The following is a 17,109-nucleotide window of genomic DNA, read 5'->3' on the forward strand; positions in this document are numbered from 1 at the left end:
CTCTTTAGGTTATGGGAGACGTCACCCTAGGTGGGTAAGAGCCCTTCTAAGGCAACAGCCTTCTTGCCTCCACCTGCTGCTGATAAAACAGGCGGTAGCGCTTCAAACGGCTCTCCAGCTGCCCGGCGCGTCCGGCGTCGGCTTCAAAACGGGCATGTACCTCCGGTTTGCGGCACACCTCGGCTTCGTTGCCGCCCACCGCCAGCCAGCCCAGCCGCGCGGCTCCCAGCGCGCCGCCCGCAGCGCCGTCGCGGTGCGTAACCACCGGAATCTTCACCACGTCGGCTATCAGCTGCGCCCACCACGGACTCCTGGCGCCGCCGCCGATCAGGAAAAATTGACTGATATGGCTGCCCGCCTGCTTCATCACATCCAGCCCGTCATCCAGGCCGAACGCCACCCCTTCCAGCACCGCATAAGCCAGCGCGGCGCGTTCCGTCGAATGGGTCAGCCCGTGGAACGAGCCGCTGGCAACCGGATCGTTATGGGGCGTGCGCTCACCGGACAGATAAGGCAGGAAAATCGGCGCCCGGCTTTGCTCCTCGAGACTCAGCGCCGCAACCTCTTCCAGCAGGGCGGTTTCATGGGTGCCGAGAATCTGACACAGCCAGCGAAGGGCGCTGGCGGCGGTGAGCATGACGCTCATCTGATGCCAGCGGCCCGGCAGGGCATGGCAAAAGGCGTGCACCGCAGACTGCGGATTGGGCCGGAATGTGTCATTCACGGCAAAAATCACGCCGGAGGTACCCAGTGAAATAAAGGCGTCGCCGCTGTTCACCGCGCCGATGCCCACCGCGCTGGCGGCGTTGTCACCGCCGCCGCCGGCGATCACTACCTGTTCGGACAGGCCCCAGGCCCGCGCCACGTCGGCCTTGAGACAGGCGGACGGCGCCGATCCCTCCACCAGCGACGGCATGTTGTCCCTGGTCAGCCCGCAGGCCGCCAGGATGGAATCGGACCAATCCCGTTTGGCCACATCCAGCCACAGGGTGCCGGCGGCGTCGGACATATCGGAGACCTTTTCGCCGCTCATCAGCAGCCGCAGATAATCCTTGGGCAGCAGCACGGTGCGGACCGCGGCAAAAACGGCCGGTTCATGTTCGGCCACCCACAGCAATTTCGGCGCCGTGAATCCCGGCATGGCCAGGTTGCCGGCCACCGCATGCAGCTCCGGCGCCAGCCGGGTCAGCACGGTACACTCTGCGGCGCTGCGCGTGTCGTTCCACAGAATGGCGGGACGCAACACCCGATCATGCTCATCGAGCAATACCGCGCCGTGCATTTGGCCGGAAAGGCCGATGCTGCGGATCCGGCTCCAGAGATCCGAATGGCGGGCGCGCAGCCGGCCGATGGCCAGGTTGGTTGCCGACCACCACTGGGCGGGATCCTGTTCCGACCATTGCGGATGGGGACGCTGCACCGTAAGGGGCTCTCCCTCGGCGGCCACAAGCCGGCCGGTGTCGTCGATAATGACGATTTTTATCTCCGAGGTGCCTAAATCAATACCGAGATACATAATTCATCCCCTTGATTAATGCGTGGTTGCCAGCGGCGTATTCACCTTGACCCAGCTATCGAGCCGGGCAACGGTATCCCTTAATAGCTGTTCGAATTCCGCCCTGGCGGCCAGGGGGCCGAACATCTTGCCGTCACGGGCGTACCGCGCCAGCGGATCGGCGGAGGTGAACATGGCGTGAACGGCGGCCTCGTCCAGGATCCCGTCCTGGTAGGTATAAGGCAGCTCGCCTTCATGCCAGCGCCGCATAAAGATAAAGAACAGCGCCGGCAGGACGGCGGTGGCCTTTGGCTGTTGTCCGCGCCGATAACACTCGATCAGGGTGGGAGTGATAAAGCCCGGTATTTTGGAAAACCCGTCGGCGGCCACCCGCTGGTTGGTATCGCGGATATAGGGATTACTGAAACGATCGAGCACCACGTCGCGGTATTGGGCCAGGTCAAGGGGGCTTGGGGTCAGGGAAGGGATGACATCTTCCGTAACATAGTCGTAAGCCATTTGCCGGATGGCATCGGTACCGGTGCTTTCATGAATGTAGGATTGGCCGATCAGCGTACCGGCCCAGGCGATACAGCTGTGGCTGGCATTCAGGATCCGGATTTTGGCCTCTTCATAGGGGACGACCGTTTCCACCATCTCCACCCCGACGTTTTCCAACGCCGGCCGGCCGGCGATAAAATTGTCTTCCACTACCCACTGGATAAAGGATTCCCCCATCACCGGCGCCCGGTCGTCCATATTTAACGCCTGTTTAACGCGACCGGCGATATCCGGCGACGGACGGGGCGTGATCCGGTCCACCATGGTATTGGGCGTGGTGGTATTGGCTTTGAACCAGGCCAGTAATTCGTTTTCCCCGCGCAGGGTGAGAAACTCGGTTAGGCCGTCGCGGAACCGTTCTCCGTTATGGCGGACATTATCGCAGCTGAGCAAGGTAACGCTGCCGGTATCCCGGGCACGCCGGGCCTGCAATATCTTGGCAATGGTGCCGTAAATGGTACGGGTGCCGCCGTTGAGATCCGCCTGGATATCCGCATTGGCCTGATCGAGTTTGAAATGGGTATCCAGGTAATAGCCGCCTTCGGTGACGGTAAAGGAGATAATGCGGGTATCCGCGGCGGCGCCTTGTTCCACCAGCGCCGTCAGCTTTTCATCCCAGGGGATGACCTTGCTGATGGAGGTGATTTTTTCATACTGGCGCTCACCAGCCGGTGTCACGGTTTCCAGTGCGTATTCCCCCTTCTGGGCTGTCAATGCTTCCAACAGCGGTTTGGCGTCGTCGCGGATATTGCCCAGGGCGATGGACCAACGCTTGTCGCCCTGCACCAGCAGGCGGTGCAGATACCAGGCCTGATGGGCGCGATGGAATGAGCCGGCGCCGATATGCATCCAGAAAAAATGATTAAGAGTGGACATAACTTATCGTACCTCGCATAGAGTGATTGAGCATAAGCTCACAAAACGGGTAATTGCTTAGATGGGAAGCTTAATCGAATAATAGCCCACTAAATGAGCTTTAGCTCACATATCAAAAATGATCGATTTACGGGACGGGACCAGGGCGGGTATATTTCATTAACAATTAAAATATGAGTGTGAAGATGAGTAAAAGCTTCCGGAAGCTGGATCAGGCCGCGCGGGCCGCCTGGATGTATTACGTCGCGGGCAAGACGCAGCATGAAATCGCCGAAGTGCTGGGCGTGTCGCGCCAGGCGGCGCAACGCCTGGTGGCGCTGGCGTCTGAAAACGGCCTGGTACGGGTGAACATTACCCACCCGGTGGCCGAATGCACCGCGCTGTCGGAACGTCTGGCCCAACGCTTCCATTTAACGGTCTGCCAGGTGGTCCCCTCCGGCGGCATGGAAACGGACAGCATCAATAGCATGATTGCGGTGGCGGGGGCCGAAGTAATGATGCAGTTTGCCGAACAGGAAGAGCCAAAGATTATGGCGGTGGGTTCCGGACGGGCGCTGCGGGCCACCATTAACGAAATGGCCCGGCTGGATCGTCCCCAGCACAGCTGCGTTTCGATGATCGGCGCCATCGCCTCGGACGGTTCCTGTACCCGTTATGACGTGCCGTTATGGATGGCGGAGAAGACCCAGGGCAAGTATTTTATCCTGCCGGCGCCGCTGTTCGCCGATAGCCTGACGGATAAAGAGCTGTGGTGTAATCATCGTATTTACCGCATGGTCACCGATAAGGCGGCGCAGGCGGATGTCACGTTTGTCGGCATCGGCCAGCTGAACTATCACTGCCCATTGCATACCGACGGTTTCATTACCGATGACGAGGTGAACCATCTTATGGAAGAGGGCGTGGTGGCGGAAATCATCGGCCATTTCATCGGCGCGAACGGCCTGCGGGTGGTGAGTGAAATGGACGATCGGCTTACCAGCATTACCATCAGTCCACACCCCGACAAACCGGTTATCGCCTTTGCCGGCGGCAGTGAAAAATTCCAGGCTATCCAGGCGGTGTTAACCGGCGGCTGGGTAAACGGCCTGGTAACCGATGAAGAAACGGCAACGAAACTCCTGGCCGAAGCCAACTGATTGCCCGGTGAAAGCCAGCTGGCAATTCGCCCTCCGCCGCAACGGCATAGCGGGCATTCGAGTCCCGGCGGGTTGATTGAGATATAGTTGCATGATACAACTATATGTATCCTCTTTCCTTGGAAACCATCATGCCCGCGACTCACCTCGATGCCGTACGCGCCGCCTCCCGCCGGCTGGTGCGCGAATTCGGCTTTATGCATCCCACCCTGGCCGGTTCCGATCTCTCCCCCTCATCGGTGCATGCATTGGTTGAAATCGGCAACCGCGGTTCGATGACGGCGGCGGAGCTTTGCGATGTGCTTTTGCTGGAAAAATCCAGCGTCAGCCGGATGTTGCGCAAATTTATCGCCGCCGGGCAGCTTTGCGCGGACGCCAGCCCGCAGGACGGGCGGTCAAAAACCCTCGCCCTGACCCCTAAAGGGCGGGAAACCCTGGCGGCCATCGACGCTTATGCCCGCGCGCAGGTGGCGGGGGCGCTGGAAAAACTGCCTGCCGACGTCCACGGCAAAGTTCTGTACGGTCTGTCAACCTATGCCGGCGCCCTGGAAGCGTACCGCCGCAGGTCCGTTGTGCCGGTGTCCGCCGTCAGTATCAACAGCGGATACCGTCCGGGCGCCATCGGCCGGACGGTGGACATGCACGCCCGTTACTACTCGCGCACGGTAGGTTTCGGCGCCTTTTTCGAAAGCAAGGTCGCCGCCGGCATGGCGGAATTCGTCAGCCGGCTTGAGCATCCCCGCAATGAAATCTGGCTGGCCTTGGAGGAGGGCAATGTCATCGGCGCTATTGCCATTGACGGTGAGGACCTGGCCGCCGGCCGCGCGCATTTACGCTGGTTTATCGTGGACGACGGACGGCGCGGCGGGGGCGTCGGCGAACAATTATTAGCCGCCGCCCTGGCTTTCTGCGACGAGACGGGATTTGCCGAAACCGAGCTGTGGACCTTCAGCGGGCTGGACGCCGCCAGACGGCTTTATGAGACCGCCGGTTTTGTCCTGGACCGGGAATTCACCGGCAGTCAGTGGGGTAAGGAGATGACGGAGCAGTGTTTTATCCGGCCCGGCCGAAATAATGCGCCAAACGAACCATGAGGCAATGCCTCAAAGTGAGTTTGTTGACAAAGTGCCCGGTCGGGACAGGCTGCCGGATCGTAAACACGCCGTGAATCCCTCCCTGGAGGCTCGATCCGCGCCGTCCCTGGCGCGGACGGTTTACTCTTCCAGCAGCCTGTCCCGCCTTTTGGGTTCCGAGTATGTTTGTCAGCAGTCTGACCTTGAGGCAATGCCTCAAGGTTTCCGGCAATAAATAAATCATGATGGCGTTAATGCCGTCAAAGGCTTCCCCTACACGCTCAAGTCCATTCATATCCTTAGACATATTTCCGTAAAGCTTAGCCATTACCCGCAATTTGTTTTACCTTTCCGCCACCCTTTCCAGCCGGCATCCCGCGCAGTGCCGCCCTGCGCGGGGCTATCATTTTATTTTATCCTTCTCTAACGCCATACGGCTATCCATCTCCACGTCTAAACAGCAGATTATATTACTTAATAGCATATGAAGTAGTTATATATTCTTTAAGTCCTGCCTCGTTTCAGTCCTATCATCCGGCAAAAGCCCTTTCCGACAACCAAGGGAAACTGCTATGCCATTACCCGATTCCGTTCTCGATCTTATCGGCCATACGCCGACCATGGAACTCACGCGGCTGGACAGCGGCCCCTGCCGTCTGTTTTTGAAGCTGGAAAACCAAAACCCCGGAGGCTCCATTAAAGACCGGGTGGCGCTGTCGATGGTTGAACAGGCGGAGCGTGACGGCGTGCTGGCGCCGGGAGGCGCCATTATCGAGGCCACCGCCGGCAATACCGGACTGGGACTGGCGCTGGTGGCGGCCCAGAAAGGCTACCGGCTGATACTGGTGGTGCCGGATAAAATGAGCCGTGAGAAGATTTTCCATCTGCGGGCATTGGGGGCAAAAGTATTGCTGACCCGTTCCGACGTGGGCAAAGGCCACCCCGCCTATTATCAGGATTACGCCCGCCGGCTGGCGCAGGAGACCCCCGGCGCGTTTTATATCGATCAATTCAATAATCCCGCCAATCCCCTGGCCCACTACCGCACCACCGCGCCGGAACTGTGGCAGCAGATGGATGGACGGATTGACGCCATCGTGGTAGGGGTCGGTTCCGGGGGTACGCTGGGGGGCTTGCGCCGCTTTTTCGGCGAAGTCTCCCCCGGCACCGAATTCATTCTGGCGGATCCGGCGGGGTCGGTATTGGCGGACCGGGTGGAACACGGCACCCTGCCCGCGGCCGGCAGCTGGCTGGTGGAGGGTATCGGCGAGGATTTCATTCCGCCGCTGAGCCAGGTGGAGCAGTTGACCAAGGCCTACCGCATCAGCGACGGCGAGTCCTTTGATACCGCCCGCGACCTGCTGCTTAAAGAAGGCATATTGGCCGGCTCCTCCACCGGAACGCTGCTGGCGGCGGCATTGCGCTATTGCCGGGAGCAGCGGACGCCCAAGCGGGTGGCGACCTTCGCCTGCGACAGCGGCAACAAATACCTCTCCAAGATGTTTAACGACGACTGGCTGCGGCAGCAGGGATTGCGTCAGCGGCCGACCATCGGCGATTTGCGTGATTTCATCGCCTTTCGCCACGATGAGGGGGCGACGGTGTTCGCCCTGCCGGACGACACCCTGGCCACCGCCCACGCCCGCATGCGTCTGTACGATATCTCCCAACTGCCGGTGCTGGATCAGGGCCGGCTGGTGGGGCTGATTGACGAATGGGACATCCTGACGCGGGTACGGGCGGATGCGGGCAGGTTCGCCCTGCCGGTGTCGGATGCCATGACCGGCGACGTATTTACCCTGCCGAAAGAAGCCGATGAAGCCACCCTGTTAAAGACCTTCGCCCGGGGGCATGTGGCGGTGGTCATGGACGGCGAACAATTTTTGGGCCTGATTACCCGCGCCGATGTCTTGAACACCTGGCGCAACCGCATTCACTCATAAGGATTAACCATGACCGACATCGCGACCCTCGCCGTTCACAGCGGCTACACCCCGGACGCCACCGGCGCGGTAATGCCGCCGATTTACGCTACTTCCACCTTTGCCCAGACCGCGCCGGGGGAGCACAGCGGCTATGAATACTCCCGCAGCGGCAATCCCACCCGCCACGCTCTGGAACAGGCCATTGCCCAACTGGAGGACGGCACCGCCGGATTTGCCTTCGCCTCGGGGCTGGCGGCCTGCGCCACGGTATTGGAACTGCTGGACCACGGCAGCCACGTGGTGGCGGTGGACGACGTTTACGGCGGCACTTACCGCCTGTTGGAAAAAGTGCGCCGCCGCAGCGCCGGTTTGCGGATAAGCTGGGTCAAGCCGGGGGATCCCGGCGCGCTGGAGCGGGCCATTGAGCCGCAGACCCGGATGATCTGGGTGGAGACCCCCACCAATCCCCTGCTGAAGCTGGCGGATCTGGCGGCCGTCGCCGCCATCGCCCGGCGCCATAACCTGATAAGCGTCGCCGATAACACCTTTGCCTCGCCGGTCCTGCAGCAGCCGTTAACCCTGGGGTTCGATATCGTGGTGCACTCCGCCACCAAATACATCAACGGTCACTCCGATGTCGTGGCCGGGCTGGCGGTGGTGGGGGACAATCCGGCGCTGGCGGAACAGCTGGCCTTTTTACAAAACGCCGTGGGCGGCGTGCTCGATCCCTTCAGCAGCTTTTTGACCCTGCGGGGCATACGTACCCTGGCGTTGCGTATGGCGCGCCACAGCGAAAGCGCGCAGCGCCTCGCCGAATGGCTGGCCCGGCGGCCGGAAATCGCGGCGGTGTATTATCCCGGCCTGTCCGACCACCCGCAATACGAATTGGCCCGCCGGCAAATGCGCGGCCCCGGCGGCATGATCTCCATCCGACTGAAAGGCGATGATGACGGCGCCGCCAAACGGTTTATCGGCGGCCTGAACCTGTTCACCCTGGCGGAAAGCCTGGGGGGAGTGGAAAGCCTGGTGAGCCAGCCTTTCACCATGACCCACGCTTCGATTCCATTGGAGCAGCGTCTGGCCAACGGCATTACGCCGCAGCTGGTGCGGCTGTCGGTGGGCATCGAGGATGCCGGCGATCTGATTGAGGATCTCGGCCGGGGACTGGCGATACTGTAGTGATGAAGGCGGGTATTCAAGGACGGTTTACCCTTCTGGCGTCCTGTACCGCCTTATTAACGTCGAGTACGTTTGTCAACAATCCGGAGCCACTTGGAAGCGGCCGGTAAATCAACCCTACCTGCGGTGCGACAGGGAACGCACCAGCAGGTTGCCGAGGGATTGTACCCCCTGCACCATTACAATCAGGACCACCACCGTGGCCGCCATCATCTCGTTGTTGAAGCGCTGGTAGCCATAGCGGATGGCCAAATCCCCCAGTCCGCCGCCGCCGATCACGCCGGCCATGGAGGAAAACCCGATCAGCATTACCATGGTCAGGGTGATGCCGGCCAACAGCGCCGGCAGCGCCTCGGGCAGCAGCACCTTGCCTATGACGTGGCGCACCGAGCCGCCCATGGAGAGAATGGCTTCGATACGGCCTTTATCCACTTCATCCAGGGCGGTTTCAACGATGCGGGCAAAAAAAGGAAATGCGCCGATGGTAATCGGCACCACGGCGGCGGTACTGCCGAGGGTGGTGCCGATTATCAGGCGGGTAAAAGGGATCAGGGCCACCAGCAATACCACAAAAGGCAGCGAGCGGCCGATATTGATTATCGCCCCCAGGATACCGTGCAGGCGCGGCAGCGGTAAGACACCGCCGCGGCGGCTGATAAACAGCACCACTCCCAGCGGCAGTCCGATCAAGACGGTAAACAGCGTCGCCAGCACCACCATATACAAGGTTTCCAGCGTGGCGTTCCACAGCAACGGCCATAACGCATCCCAGCTCATGCCACTACGCATATTAAAATATCCTCCGGGCTATGCCACTACGCTTAGGGATACCCCTTCGACGCCGTGGCGCCGCAAAAACGCCTGCTCCGCCTGCCTGTCCGGCAACAGCGCCTGGCGTAGCCGGGACTCGGGTTGGCGCAACAGCGACGATAGCGTCCCGCTTTCCACCAGCCGGCCCTGCTCCAGCAGCGCCGCGCTGTCGCAAATGGCTTTCACCACCTCCAGCTCATGGGTTATCAACACGATGGTCAATCCCAGCCGGCGATGGATATCTTCCAGCAGCGCCAGCACCGAGGCGGTGGTTTCCGGATCCAGCGCGCTGGTGGCTTCGTCGCACAGCAGATATCGGGGCCGGGCCGCCAGCGCGCGGGCAATGCCCACCCGCTGTTTTTGACCACCGGACAGTTGGGATGGAAAAGCACGGGCTTTATCCGCCAGCCCCACCAGATCCAGCAGCTCCCCGACCCGCCGCGCCCGTTCACGCCGGGGCACGCCGGCGATTTCCAGCGGCACGGCGACGTTCGACGACACGTTACGGGCATGGAGCAGATTGAACTGCTGGAAAACCATGCCGGTGCGCTGGCGCTGTAGCCGCAGTTCGCGGGGATCGAGCGCCGTGATATCGCGGCCATCAATCAGGATCCTGCCGGAGCTGGGCCGCTCCAGCAGGTTGAGACAGCGAATCAAGGTGCTTTTGCCGGCGCCGCTGCGGCCGAGAATGCCGTAGATGGCGCCGTCTTCGATGCGCAGGGACACATCGTGCAGCGCGGGTCGACCGTTGCCGTCATAGACCTTGCCCAGTCGGTCGATCTCGATCATGACTTCCCGCCCTCCACCGGGATCACCGAACCGGCATATTTTTCTTTGATGAACGTTGCCACCGCCGGGGATTGCAGATCCTGCGCCAGCTTTTCAATCCGCGGGTCCTTTGCCAGCTCCGGCGTGGTCACCAGGATATTGGCATAGGGATTATTGACGGCGCTCTCCAGGCCAAGGGCGTCCCGCGCCGGTTGCAGCCCGGCTTCCAGGGCATAGTTACCGTTGATTACCGCCAGATCCACATCGTCCAGGGAACGGGGTATTTGCGGCGCTTCGATTTCGAGGATGTTAAGATGCTTGGGATTGTCGGCGATATCCTGCGGCGTGGCCTGGTTCAGCGACGGGTCGTCATAACCGGCCTTCAGCTTGATCAAGCCCTTATTCTGCAACAGATAAAGCGCCCGGCTCAGGTTGGTGGCATTGTTCGGCACCGCCACCTTGGCGTTATCCGGTATCTGTTTCAGCGTCTTATATTTGGCGGAGTAAATCCCCAGCGGCTCGATATGCACCGTGGCCGCCACGGCAAACTTTCGTCCCAGCGCCTTTTCCTGATCCCGCAGATAAGGCAAATGCTGGAAATAGTTGGCATCCACATCGCCGTGGGCCAGCAGTTCGTTGGCATTGACGCCGTTGGTGAGTTCAATGACATCCAGCTTAAGCGCCGGATCGTAGGTTTTGATAAAATTCAGGATCTCCGCGTGGGGCACCGGATCGGCGGCAACCCGCAGAGCGTCGGCCCCCTGGGCGGAGAAAGCCAGGGAAACGGCAAGGGCCGCCCCGGCCAAACGGATCATGGCAACATTTTTCATCGGTGATATTCCTTGTCAAATCAGACGGTAAGTTCGCTGCTGTCGTTGCGCAAATCGCTGCGCAAAATGTCGGCGTAATAGCGCTCCGCCACATCGGGATGGGATCGCAAACGCCCCTTCAGGTAGTTCCAGCCGACGTCCCGCAACAGCGGATTCAGCGGATCGCTGGCAGGTCCGCGGGCCTGGGCGGCCAGTTCGGGGGGCAGTTGATACACCGGCACCACCGCATCCAGCCGTGCGCCGAGAAAGAAGGCGATGGAGAGGCGATCCCGGCCGGCGGGAGGCGAGACCACCCGATGGACCGTGGCGCGCAGATAACCGTTGGTGGCCAGCTCAAGGAGTTCGCCGATATTCACCACAAAAGTGCCGGCCACGGGTTCGGCGTCCAGCCAGTGGTTTTCCTCCACCTCCACCTGCAGGCCCTTTTGGCGGTCTTGCAGCAGAAAGCTCAGGAATCCGGAATCTTTATGGGCGCCGACCCCTTGCGTACTGCCGGTATTATCCCGTCCCGGATAACGGATCAGCTTGATGTGTTCGTTCGGCTTGTCGCCATAAAGGGTGTCGAACGCCTGTTCAGGGAGCGACAGCGCCAAGGCAAAGGCGCGCAACAGGCGCAGGGACATGGCGGTCATTTCGTTTTGCCAGCGCAGCAGAACGGGTTTTAACGCCGGGACACCCGCGGGCCATTGGTTGGGGCCTTGCAGCCGGGTCCAGCCCGGTGACTGTGGGGTTTGCGGCAACGGCTCGCGCTCGGCGCCGATATCGAACTGCTCGCGCCAGTCGGGCTGTCCGCGGGTCAGCTCGGCGGCGGCGCGGTTATAGCCGCGAAAATGAGGGGAATTCACCATCGCCACCGACTGTTTTTGGGCGTCGGGCAAGGCAAAAAATTCACGGGATAAGTGTTGCACCTGGTCCAGTAAATGCGTATCGACGCCGTGGCCGGTCAGGTAGAAAAAACCGATATCGCGCGCCGCGTGGCGCAGTTCGGCAAGAAAAGCGCTACGTTCCGCCGGGCTATTTTCCAGCCGGGACAGATCCAATAGCGGTAAAGAGGTAGTACTCATAGGCTGCTCCGTTGATCTTTGTTGATTCCGGGGGAAGGACACAAGATGCCGCGCAGCAACAACAGTTTTCAGTCATGATTCACTCCGATAAAAGGCCGAATATCCGTGAGAGTTTTATGTTCAACACCATCGGTTAAGGTTTCAAACCTAGCATTGGGCCCTCCCCGCCGCCCAATACCGTTCAGTTCTAACTTATTTCCGCCCCTACTATACCCGTCATCTTTCAAGCCGCAGCTGTGTTGGCTGCACTCGTTCACCCGAATCACTTACTTTAGTAAGCTCATCGGGATTCTCTCGCCTGCCGCCTTGCTGCAACGTGAAATCTATTGGGTATGTACCCGCCATACCGGTAACCAAATCTTTCTATTCGGTTTGCTATCCTTGCGTCCCATGGGATATAAATCATGCATAGATCACATTTTTAACTTCACCAACCCTAGAAGGTCTGAGTATGAAAATAGTGAATCGGGTATTACTGACCAATGACGACGGCTTTGATGCGCCGGGACTGGCATTACTGGCCCAGGCGGCGGGGGAAATCGCCGAGGAAGTGTGGATAGTGGCGCCGTCCCAGGACAAAAGCGGGGTGGCCAACTCCCTGAGCATGCGTGCGCCGGTACGGGTGGTCAAGCGGGGCGAGCGGCTCTTTGCGGTGTACGGCTCGCCCGCCGACTGCGTGGCGTTCGCCATTCGCCAGGCCATGCAGGACACGCCGCCGGATCTGGTGCTGTCGGGCATCAATAACGGCTCCAACCTGGGATTCGAAACCCTGCTGTCCGGCACGGTGGGCGCGGCCACTACCGGCATGCTGCTGGGCGTTCCCTCCATCGCCCTGAGCCAGAACCGGGATCCGGATAACGAGGTTAACTGGGACAGCGCCCGCCACCACGTGGTGAAGACCCTGCGCCAGCTTTTGCAGCATCCCTGGGACAAGCAGGTCTGCCTGAACGTGAATTTCCCGGATATCGCGGCGGACAAGGTCAAAGGCATTCGGGTCACCGCCCAGGGCATGGGCAAGGTGGACGGACTGACGGTGGACGCCACCCGCGATCCCCATGGAGAAGATTACTTCTGGATACGGGTGCAGCACGGCCGGCTTGACCGTCCGGCCAACAGCGAACTGAAGCTCAATGAGGAAGGGTATATCTCGGTTACGCCGCTGACTTTTGAACGGACCCAGACCACTGAATACCAGCGCCTCGCCACGCTCTACCATCAGGATTTCTAAGGGATAAAAGCGCGCCTGTCCGCCGAAATGTCCAACGCATAAGCAGGCTGTCAAACCGGCAGCATATCTTTTATCAACCGGGCTAATACCTCAACCGCCCGGGTTTGCCGGTCGTTCCATTCATATGAGATGTTAAAGCGGAAGTAGTTGTTATAAAGACCGCCGGCCGAGAACATCCGGCCCGGGGCGATACTGATTTTTTGCCGCAGCGCCCGGCGATAGAGCTCGGTGGCATCCACCCCCGTCGGCAGTTCGATCCACAGGAAATAACCGCTGTGGCATTCATTGATGCGCACCTCGGGCAGGAGGCGATGCAAGGCCTGCCGGTAGCTGTTTTTACGCTGTTCCAGCACCCGGCGTAATCGCCGCAGGTGGCTATCGTAGCCGCGGGTGGCGAGATAATTCGCCAGCGCCAGCTGCATCGGCGCGCTGGTGGACAGGGTGCTCATCAACTGTAGCCGCTGGATCCTGCCGGCCATCTCACCGGCGGCCACCCAGCCGACCCGAAAACCCGCCGCCAGGCTTTTGGAAAACGAAGAGCAGTGCATGGCCATGCCACGGGTATCATAGGCTTTGGCCGGCAGGGGCTTGTGCGCGCCGAAATAGAGCTCATGATAGACATCGTCCTCGATCAAATAGACGTTGTACCGCTGCAACAGCGCCGCCAACCGCTGCTTTTTCTCGTCGGACAGGGTACAGCCCAGTGGATTCTGGCTGTTGGTCATCACCCAGCAGGCTTTCACCGGATAGTCGTTGAGCGCCTGTTCCAGCGCCGTCAGATCGATGCCGAACCGCGGATGGGCGGCGATGGCCAGGGCTTTCAGCTGCAGCCGCTCCAGCGCCTGAAGCGCACCGTAAAAGGCCGGATTTTCCACAATCACCCAGTCCCCGGGGCGGGTGACCGCCTGCAGGCTCAGGTTCAGCGCCTCCATCGCGCCGGCGGTAATGACGATTTCATCCGGCGACACCTTCATGCCCTGCAAGGCATACCGCTTGGCAATAATATTGCGCAACGCCTCGTTGCCGGGAGGCAGATTATCCACCACGCTCAGGGCGCTCATGGCATGGGCGACCCGGGAAAGGGATCGCGTCAACTGCTGGCGCGGAAACAGGCCGGGATCGGGAAACGCCGACCCGAAGGGCACGATATCGGGATCGCGCCCGGCCTGCAGCACCTCGAAAATAAAGTCATTGATATCCACCGATTCAGCGGGCTGTACCTGCTGATGCACCGCCGGCTGCGTGAGAAATTCGGCCTTCGGCGCCACATAATAACCGGACTGGGGACGGGAAAAAATCCAGCCCTGGCTTTCCAGAATCTGATAGGCATGCATCACGGTCATCAGGCTTATGCCGGAACTTTCCGCCTGTTCACGCAGCGAGGGTAGCTTCTCCCCTGCCTGCCAGATATTGGCGGTAATCTGTTCGCGCACCTGCTGAACCAGCACCTCATATTTACTCGGCACCCACCGGCCTCCTTGTTTAAACACCCCGCTAACCGCGCCGCCGCCGGCGGAAAACCTCACCCCGGTGGAAACTGTTATAGCATAAATCAGCTTTTCTGTTGCTGTTATACACCGTCTCAACCCTCTATGATCCTCATGGAAGATAACCCAGCAGGTTATCAACGATTCAGCCGTTAGCGCGAGGTTCGCCATGTTCGGGGTAGATGCTTTCCACCTTGCCAGAATTCAGTTTGCCTTTACGGTATCTTTCCACATCATTTTCCCGGCCATTACCATCGGACTGGCCAGCTATCTGGCGGTGCTGGAAGGCTTATGGCTGAAAACCCGCGATGAAGACTACCGCAGCCTGTATCACTTCTGGTCGAAGGTGTTCGCCGTCAATTTCGGCATGGGGGTGGTGTCGGGGCTGGTGATGGCCTATCAGTTCGGCACCAACTGGAGCGGCTTTTCCCAATTCGCCGGCAGCATTACCGGGCCGCTGCTGACCTACGAGGTCCTGACGGCATTTTTCCTGGAAGCCGGCTTTCTCGGCGTCATGCTGTTCGGCTGGCAGCGGGTGGGCAACGGCCTGCACTTCTTCGCCACCTGCATGGTGGCGCTGGGCACGCTCATCTCCACATTCTGGATCCTGGCCTCCAACAGCTGGATGCAAACTCCGCAGGGATATATCGTCCAACGGGGGCAGGTAGTGCCGGTCAACTGGTTCGAGGTGATTTTCAATCCCTCCTTTCCCTACCGGCTGCTGCATATGACCACCGGGGCCTTCCTGGCCAGCGCCCTGTTCGTCGGCGCATCGGCCGCCTGGCATCTGCTGCGGCGCAACGATACCCCGGCCATACGGAAAATGCTGTCCATGGCGATGTGGATGCTCTTGATTGTCGCGCCGATCCAGGCGGTCATCGGCGATATGCACGGACTGAACACCCTGCAATACCAGCCGGCTAAAATCGCCGCCATCGAAGGGCACTGGGAAAATATCCCCGGCCAGGCGACCCCGCTGATTCTGGCGGGATTGCCCGATATGGCGGCGCAGAAAACCCGCTATGCGCTGGAGATACCCTATCTGGGCAGCCTGATCCTGACCCATAGCCTGCAGCGGCAGGTGCCGGCGCTCAACAGTTTTGCCAAGGAAGACCGGCCTAATTCCACCATCGTTTTCTGGTCATTCCGCGTCATGGCCGGCCTGGGCATGCTGATGATCCTGCTGGGGCTGTCCGGCCTTTGGCTGCGCCGCCGCCAGCGCTTGTATCGTTCACGGATTTTTCTGCGTTTCGCCCTGCTGATGGGACCGGCGGGATTAATCGCCATCCTGGCGGGCTGGGTCACCACCGAGGCCGGCCGGCAACCCTGGGTGGTATACGGTCTGCTTCGTACCAAAGATGCGGTTTCCGCCCATGGTTCACTGCATATGAGCCTGAGTTTGCTGGCATTCGTCCTGATTTACTGTTCGGTATTCGGCGTGGGCTACGGCTATATGATGCGGCTGATACGTCAAGGCCCTCCTTCTGGTAAAGAGAACATGGTTGAGAGGAAATAACATGGGTATCGATCTGCCCGTCATCTGGTTTGTGATTATCATTTTCGCCACGCTGATGTATATCGTCATGGACGGCTTTGACCTGGGCATCGGCATCCTGTTTTTCATGACCCGGGACCGCTCTGCCCGCGACCAGATGGTAAACAGCGTGGCGCCGGTGTGGGACGGGAATGAAACCTGGCTGGTGCTGGGAGGTGCCGCACTGTTCGGCGCGTTTCCATTGGCCTACTCGGTGATTATCGACGCGCTGTCGACCCCTCTTACGCTGATGTTGTTCGCGCTGATTTTTCGCGGCGTCGCGTTTGAATTCCGCTTTAAAGCCACCCTTGCCCATCGGCCTTTTTGGGATCGCGCCTTTATGCTGGGTTCACTGGCGGCCACCTTTTGCCAGGGGGTCGTGGTGGGCGCCTTTATTCAAGGGTTCCCGGTGACGGGACGGCGGTTCGCCGGCGCGGCTTTTGACTGGCTGACACCGTTTTGCCTGTTTTGCGGACTGGGACTGGCGGCGGCCTATGCCCTGCTGGGCTGTACCTGGCTGATTATGAAAACCGAACAGGATCTGCAGCGGCATATGTACCGGCTGGCGAAACCCCTGCTGTTGGCGCTGCTGGCCGCGATAGCGGTTATTAGCCTGTGGACGCCCCTGGCGCATCCGGCCATAGCCCGGCGCTGGTTTGCACTGCCCAATCTGTTCTATTTTCTGCCGGTGCCGCTCCTGGTGCTGCTTTGCGCCGGGTGGCTGTGGCGGGGCATTGGCCGCCGGGCGGATTTTTCCCCGTTCATGATGACGCTGATACTGGTTTTTCTGGGTTTCACCGGCCTGGGCATCAGTATCTGGCCCAACATCATTCCGCCGGCCATCAACATCCGGGCCGCCTCGGCGCCGGCGCAAAGCCAGGGTTTCATGCTGGTGGGGGCGCTGCTGATCATCCCGGTAATTCTGGTTTACACCTTCTGGAGCTATTTTGTCTTCCGCGGAAAAATCAATCCCCACGAGGGATACCATTAAACGGCTGTTATGGCTGCTGGCGCTATGGGCGGCCAGCGTGCTGGCGCTGGGGGTGGTCGCCACGCTGTTCCGGCTGCTGATGACCGCGGCCGGCATGCGAACCCACTGAGCGGATATGGCTAATCATCTGCCGCCGGCCAGCCGACATC

The 17,109-nt window shown here is 60.2% G+C and carries 15 protein-coding genes; 8 read left to right on the plus strand and 7 right to left on the minus strand.

Annotated features, from left to right (window positions below; all coding sequences use genetic code 11):
• Nucleotides 1–46 precede the first annotated feature (46 nt).
• On the minus strand, nt 47–1,516 hold the full coding sequence (gene xylB / locus GTU79_RS26240) for a xylulokinase (protein ID WP_203520692.1): 1,470 nt from the start codon (nt 1,514–1,516) through the stop codon (nt 47–49).
• Between the two features lie 15 nt (nt 1,517–1,531).
• Entirely contained in the window at nt 1,532–2,932 is a 1,401-nt protein-coding gene (gene dalD / locus GTU79_RS26245; RefSeq protein WP_203520690.1) for a D-arabinitol 4-dehydrogenase, read from the minus strand.
• Between the two features lie 185 nt (nt 2,933–3,117).
• Here dalD and GTU79_RS26250 point away from each other — a divergent pair, with 185 nt between their 5' ends.
• The 4 genes from GTU79_RS26250 to GTU79_RS26265 all read left to right on the plus strand — a co-directional run bounded on the left by GTU79_RS26250 (nt 3,118) and on the right by GTU79_RS26265 (nt 8,248).
• The gene (locus GTU79_RS26250; protein ID WP_203520689.1) at nt 3,118–4,071 is read left to right on the plus strand and encodes a sugar-binding transcriptional regulator; all 954 of its coding nucleotides are present in this window, start codon (nt 3,118–3,120) and stop codon (nt 4,069–4,071) included.
• 131 nt (nt 4,072–4,202) lie between these two features.
• Nucleotides 4,203–5,165 (plus strand): helix-turn-helix domain-containing GNAT family N-acetyltransferase, encoded by a 963-nt coding sequence (locus tag GTU79_RS26255; protein ID WP_203520687.1) that lies wholly within the window; start codon nt 4,203–4,205, stop codon nt 5,163–5,165.
• A 551-nt stretch (nt 5,166–5,716) separates the two neighbouring features.
• Complete coding sequence (locus GTU79_RS26260; protein WP_203520685.1) at nt 5,717–7,087, plus strand: pyridoxal-phosphate dependent enzyme; 1,371 nt, start codon at nt 5,717–5,719, stop codon at nt 7,085–7,087.
• A 9-nt stretch (nt 7,088–7,096) separates the two neighbouring features.
• Nucleotides 7,097–8,248, plus strand: a complete 1,152-nt coding sequence (locus GTU79_RS26265; RefSeq protein ID WP_203520683.1) for a trans-sulfuration enzyme family protein — start codon at nt 7,097–7,099, stop codon at nt 8,246–8,248.
• Nucleotides 8,249–8,365: 117 nt separating this feature from the next.
• Here the strand turns inward: GTU79_RS26265 and GTU79_RS26270 are convergent, their stop codons facing one another.
• From GTU79_RS26270 to GTU79_RS26285, 4 genes are read right to left on the minus strand one after another with little or no spacing between them, the layout of a single operon-like run.
• On the minus strand, nt 8,366–9,037 hold the full coding sequence (locus tag GTU79_RS26270; RefSeq protein WP_203520681.1) for a methionine ABC transporter permease: 672 nt from the start codon (nt 9,035–9,037) through the stop codon (nt 8,366–8,368).
• Between the two features lie 18 nt (nt 9,038–9,055).
• The gene (locus GTU79_RS26275; protein WP_203520679.1) at nt 9,056–9,847 is read right to left on the minus strand and encodes a methionine ABC transporter ATP-binding protein; all 792 of its coding nucleotides are present in this window, start codon (nt 9,845–9,847) and stop codon (nt 9,056–9,058) included.
• Nucleotides 9,844–10,656 (minus strand): MetQ/NlpA family ABC transporter substrate-binding protein, encoded by an 813-nt coding sequence (locus GTU79_RS26280; protein WP_203520677.1) that lies wholly within the window; start codon nt 10,654–10,656, stop codon nt 9,844–9,846. Before GTU79_RS26280 ends, GTU79_RS26275 begins: the two co-directional genes overlap by 4 nt.
• Nucleotides 10,657–10,676: 20 nt before the next feature.
• Nucleotides 10,677–11,720, minus strand: a complete 1,044-nt coding sequence (locus GTU79_RS26285) for an isopenicillin N synthase family dioxygenase (protein ID WP_203520675.1) — start codon at nt 11,718–11,720, stop codon at nt 10,677–10,679.
• A 451-nt stretch (nt 11,721–12,171) separates the two neighbouring features.
• On the opposite strand from GTU79_RS26285, the gene surE reads away from it, so the two are divergent.
• The gene (gene surE / locus GTU79_RS26290; RefSeq protein WP_203520673.1) at nt 12,172–12,948 is read left to right on the plus strand and encodes a 5'/3'-nucleotidase SurE; all 777 of its coding nucleotides are present in this window, start codon (nt 12,172–12,174) and stop codon (nt 12,946–12,948) included.
• A gap of 50 nt (nt 12,949–12,998) precedes the next feature.
• On the opposite strand, the gene GTU79_RS26295 is transcribed toward surE, so the two are convergent.
• A complete protein-coding gene (locus GTU79_RS26295; RefSeq protein WP_253073432.1) occupies nt 12,999–14,414 on the minus strand; it encodes an aminotransferase-like domain-containing protein in 1,416 nt (471 codons plus the stop codon).
• A 190-nt stretch (nt 14,415–14,604) separates the two neighbouring features.
• Between GTU79_RS26295 and GTU79_RS26300 the strand changes: the two genes are divergently transcribed.
• The 3 genes from GTU79_RS26300 to GTU79_RS26310 are packed head-to-tail and all read left to right on the plus strand — an operon-like array spanning nt 14,605 to nt 17,069.
• The gene (locus GTU79_RS26300) at nt 14,605–15,951 is read left to right on the plus strand and encodes a cytochrome ubiquinol oxidase subunit I (RefSeq protein WP_132925006.1); all 1,347 of its coding nucleotides are present in this window, start codon (nt 14,605–14,607) and stop codon (nt 15,949–15,951) included.
• A 1-nt stretch (nt 15,952) separates the two neighbouring features.
• Nucleotides 15,953–16,960, plus strand: a complete 1,008-nt coding sequence (gene cydB, locus GTU79_RS26305; protein WP_203520669.1) for a cytochrome d ubiquinol oxidase subunit II — start codon at nt 15,953–15,955, stop codon at nt 16,958–16,960.
• Nucleotides 16,938–17,069: a DUF2474 domain-containing protein gene (locus GTU79_RS26310; RefSeq protein WP_413726851.1), complete on the plus strand. Its 132-nt coding sequence runs from the start codon at nt 16,938–16,940 to the stop codon at nt 17,067–17,069. Before cydB ends, GTU79_RS26310 begins: the two co-directional genes overlap by 23 nt.
• The last annotated feature ends 40 nt before the right edge of the window (nt 17,070–17,109 follow it).

The sequence above is a fragment of the Sodalis ligni genome (assembly GCF_016865525.2).
GTDB lineage: Bacteria > Pseudomonadota > Gammaproteobacteria > Enterobacterales > Enterobacteriaceae > Acerihabitans > Acerihabitans ligni.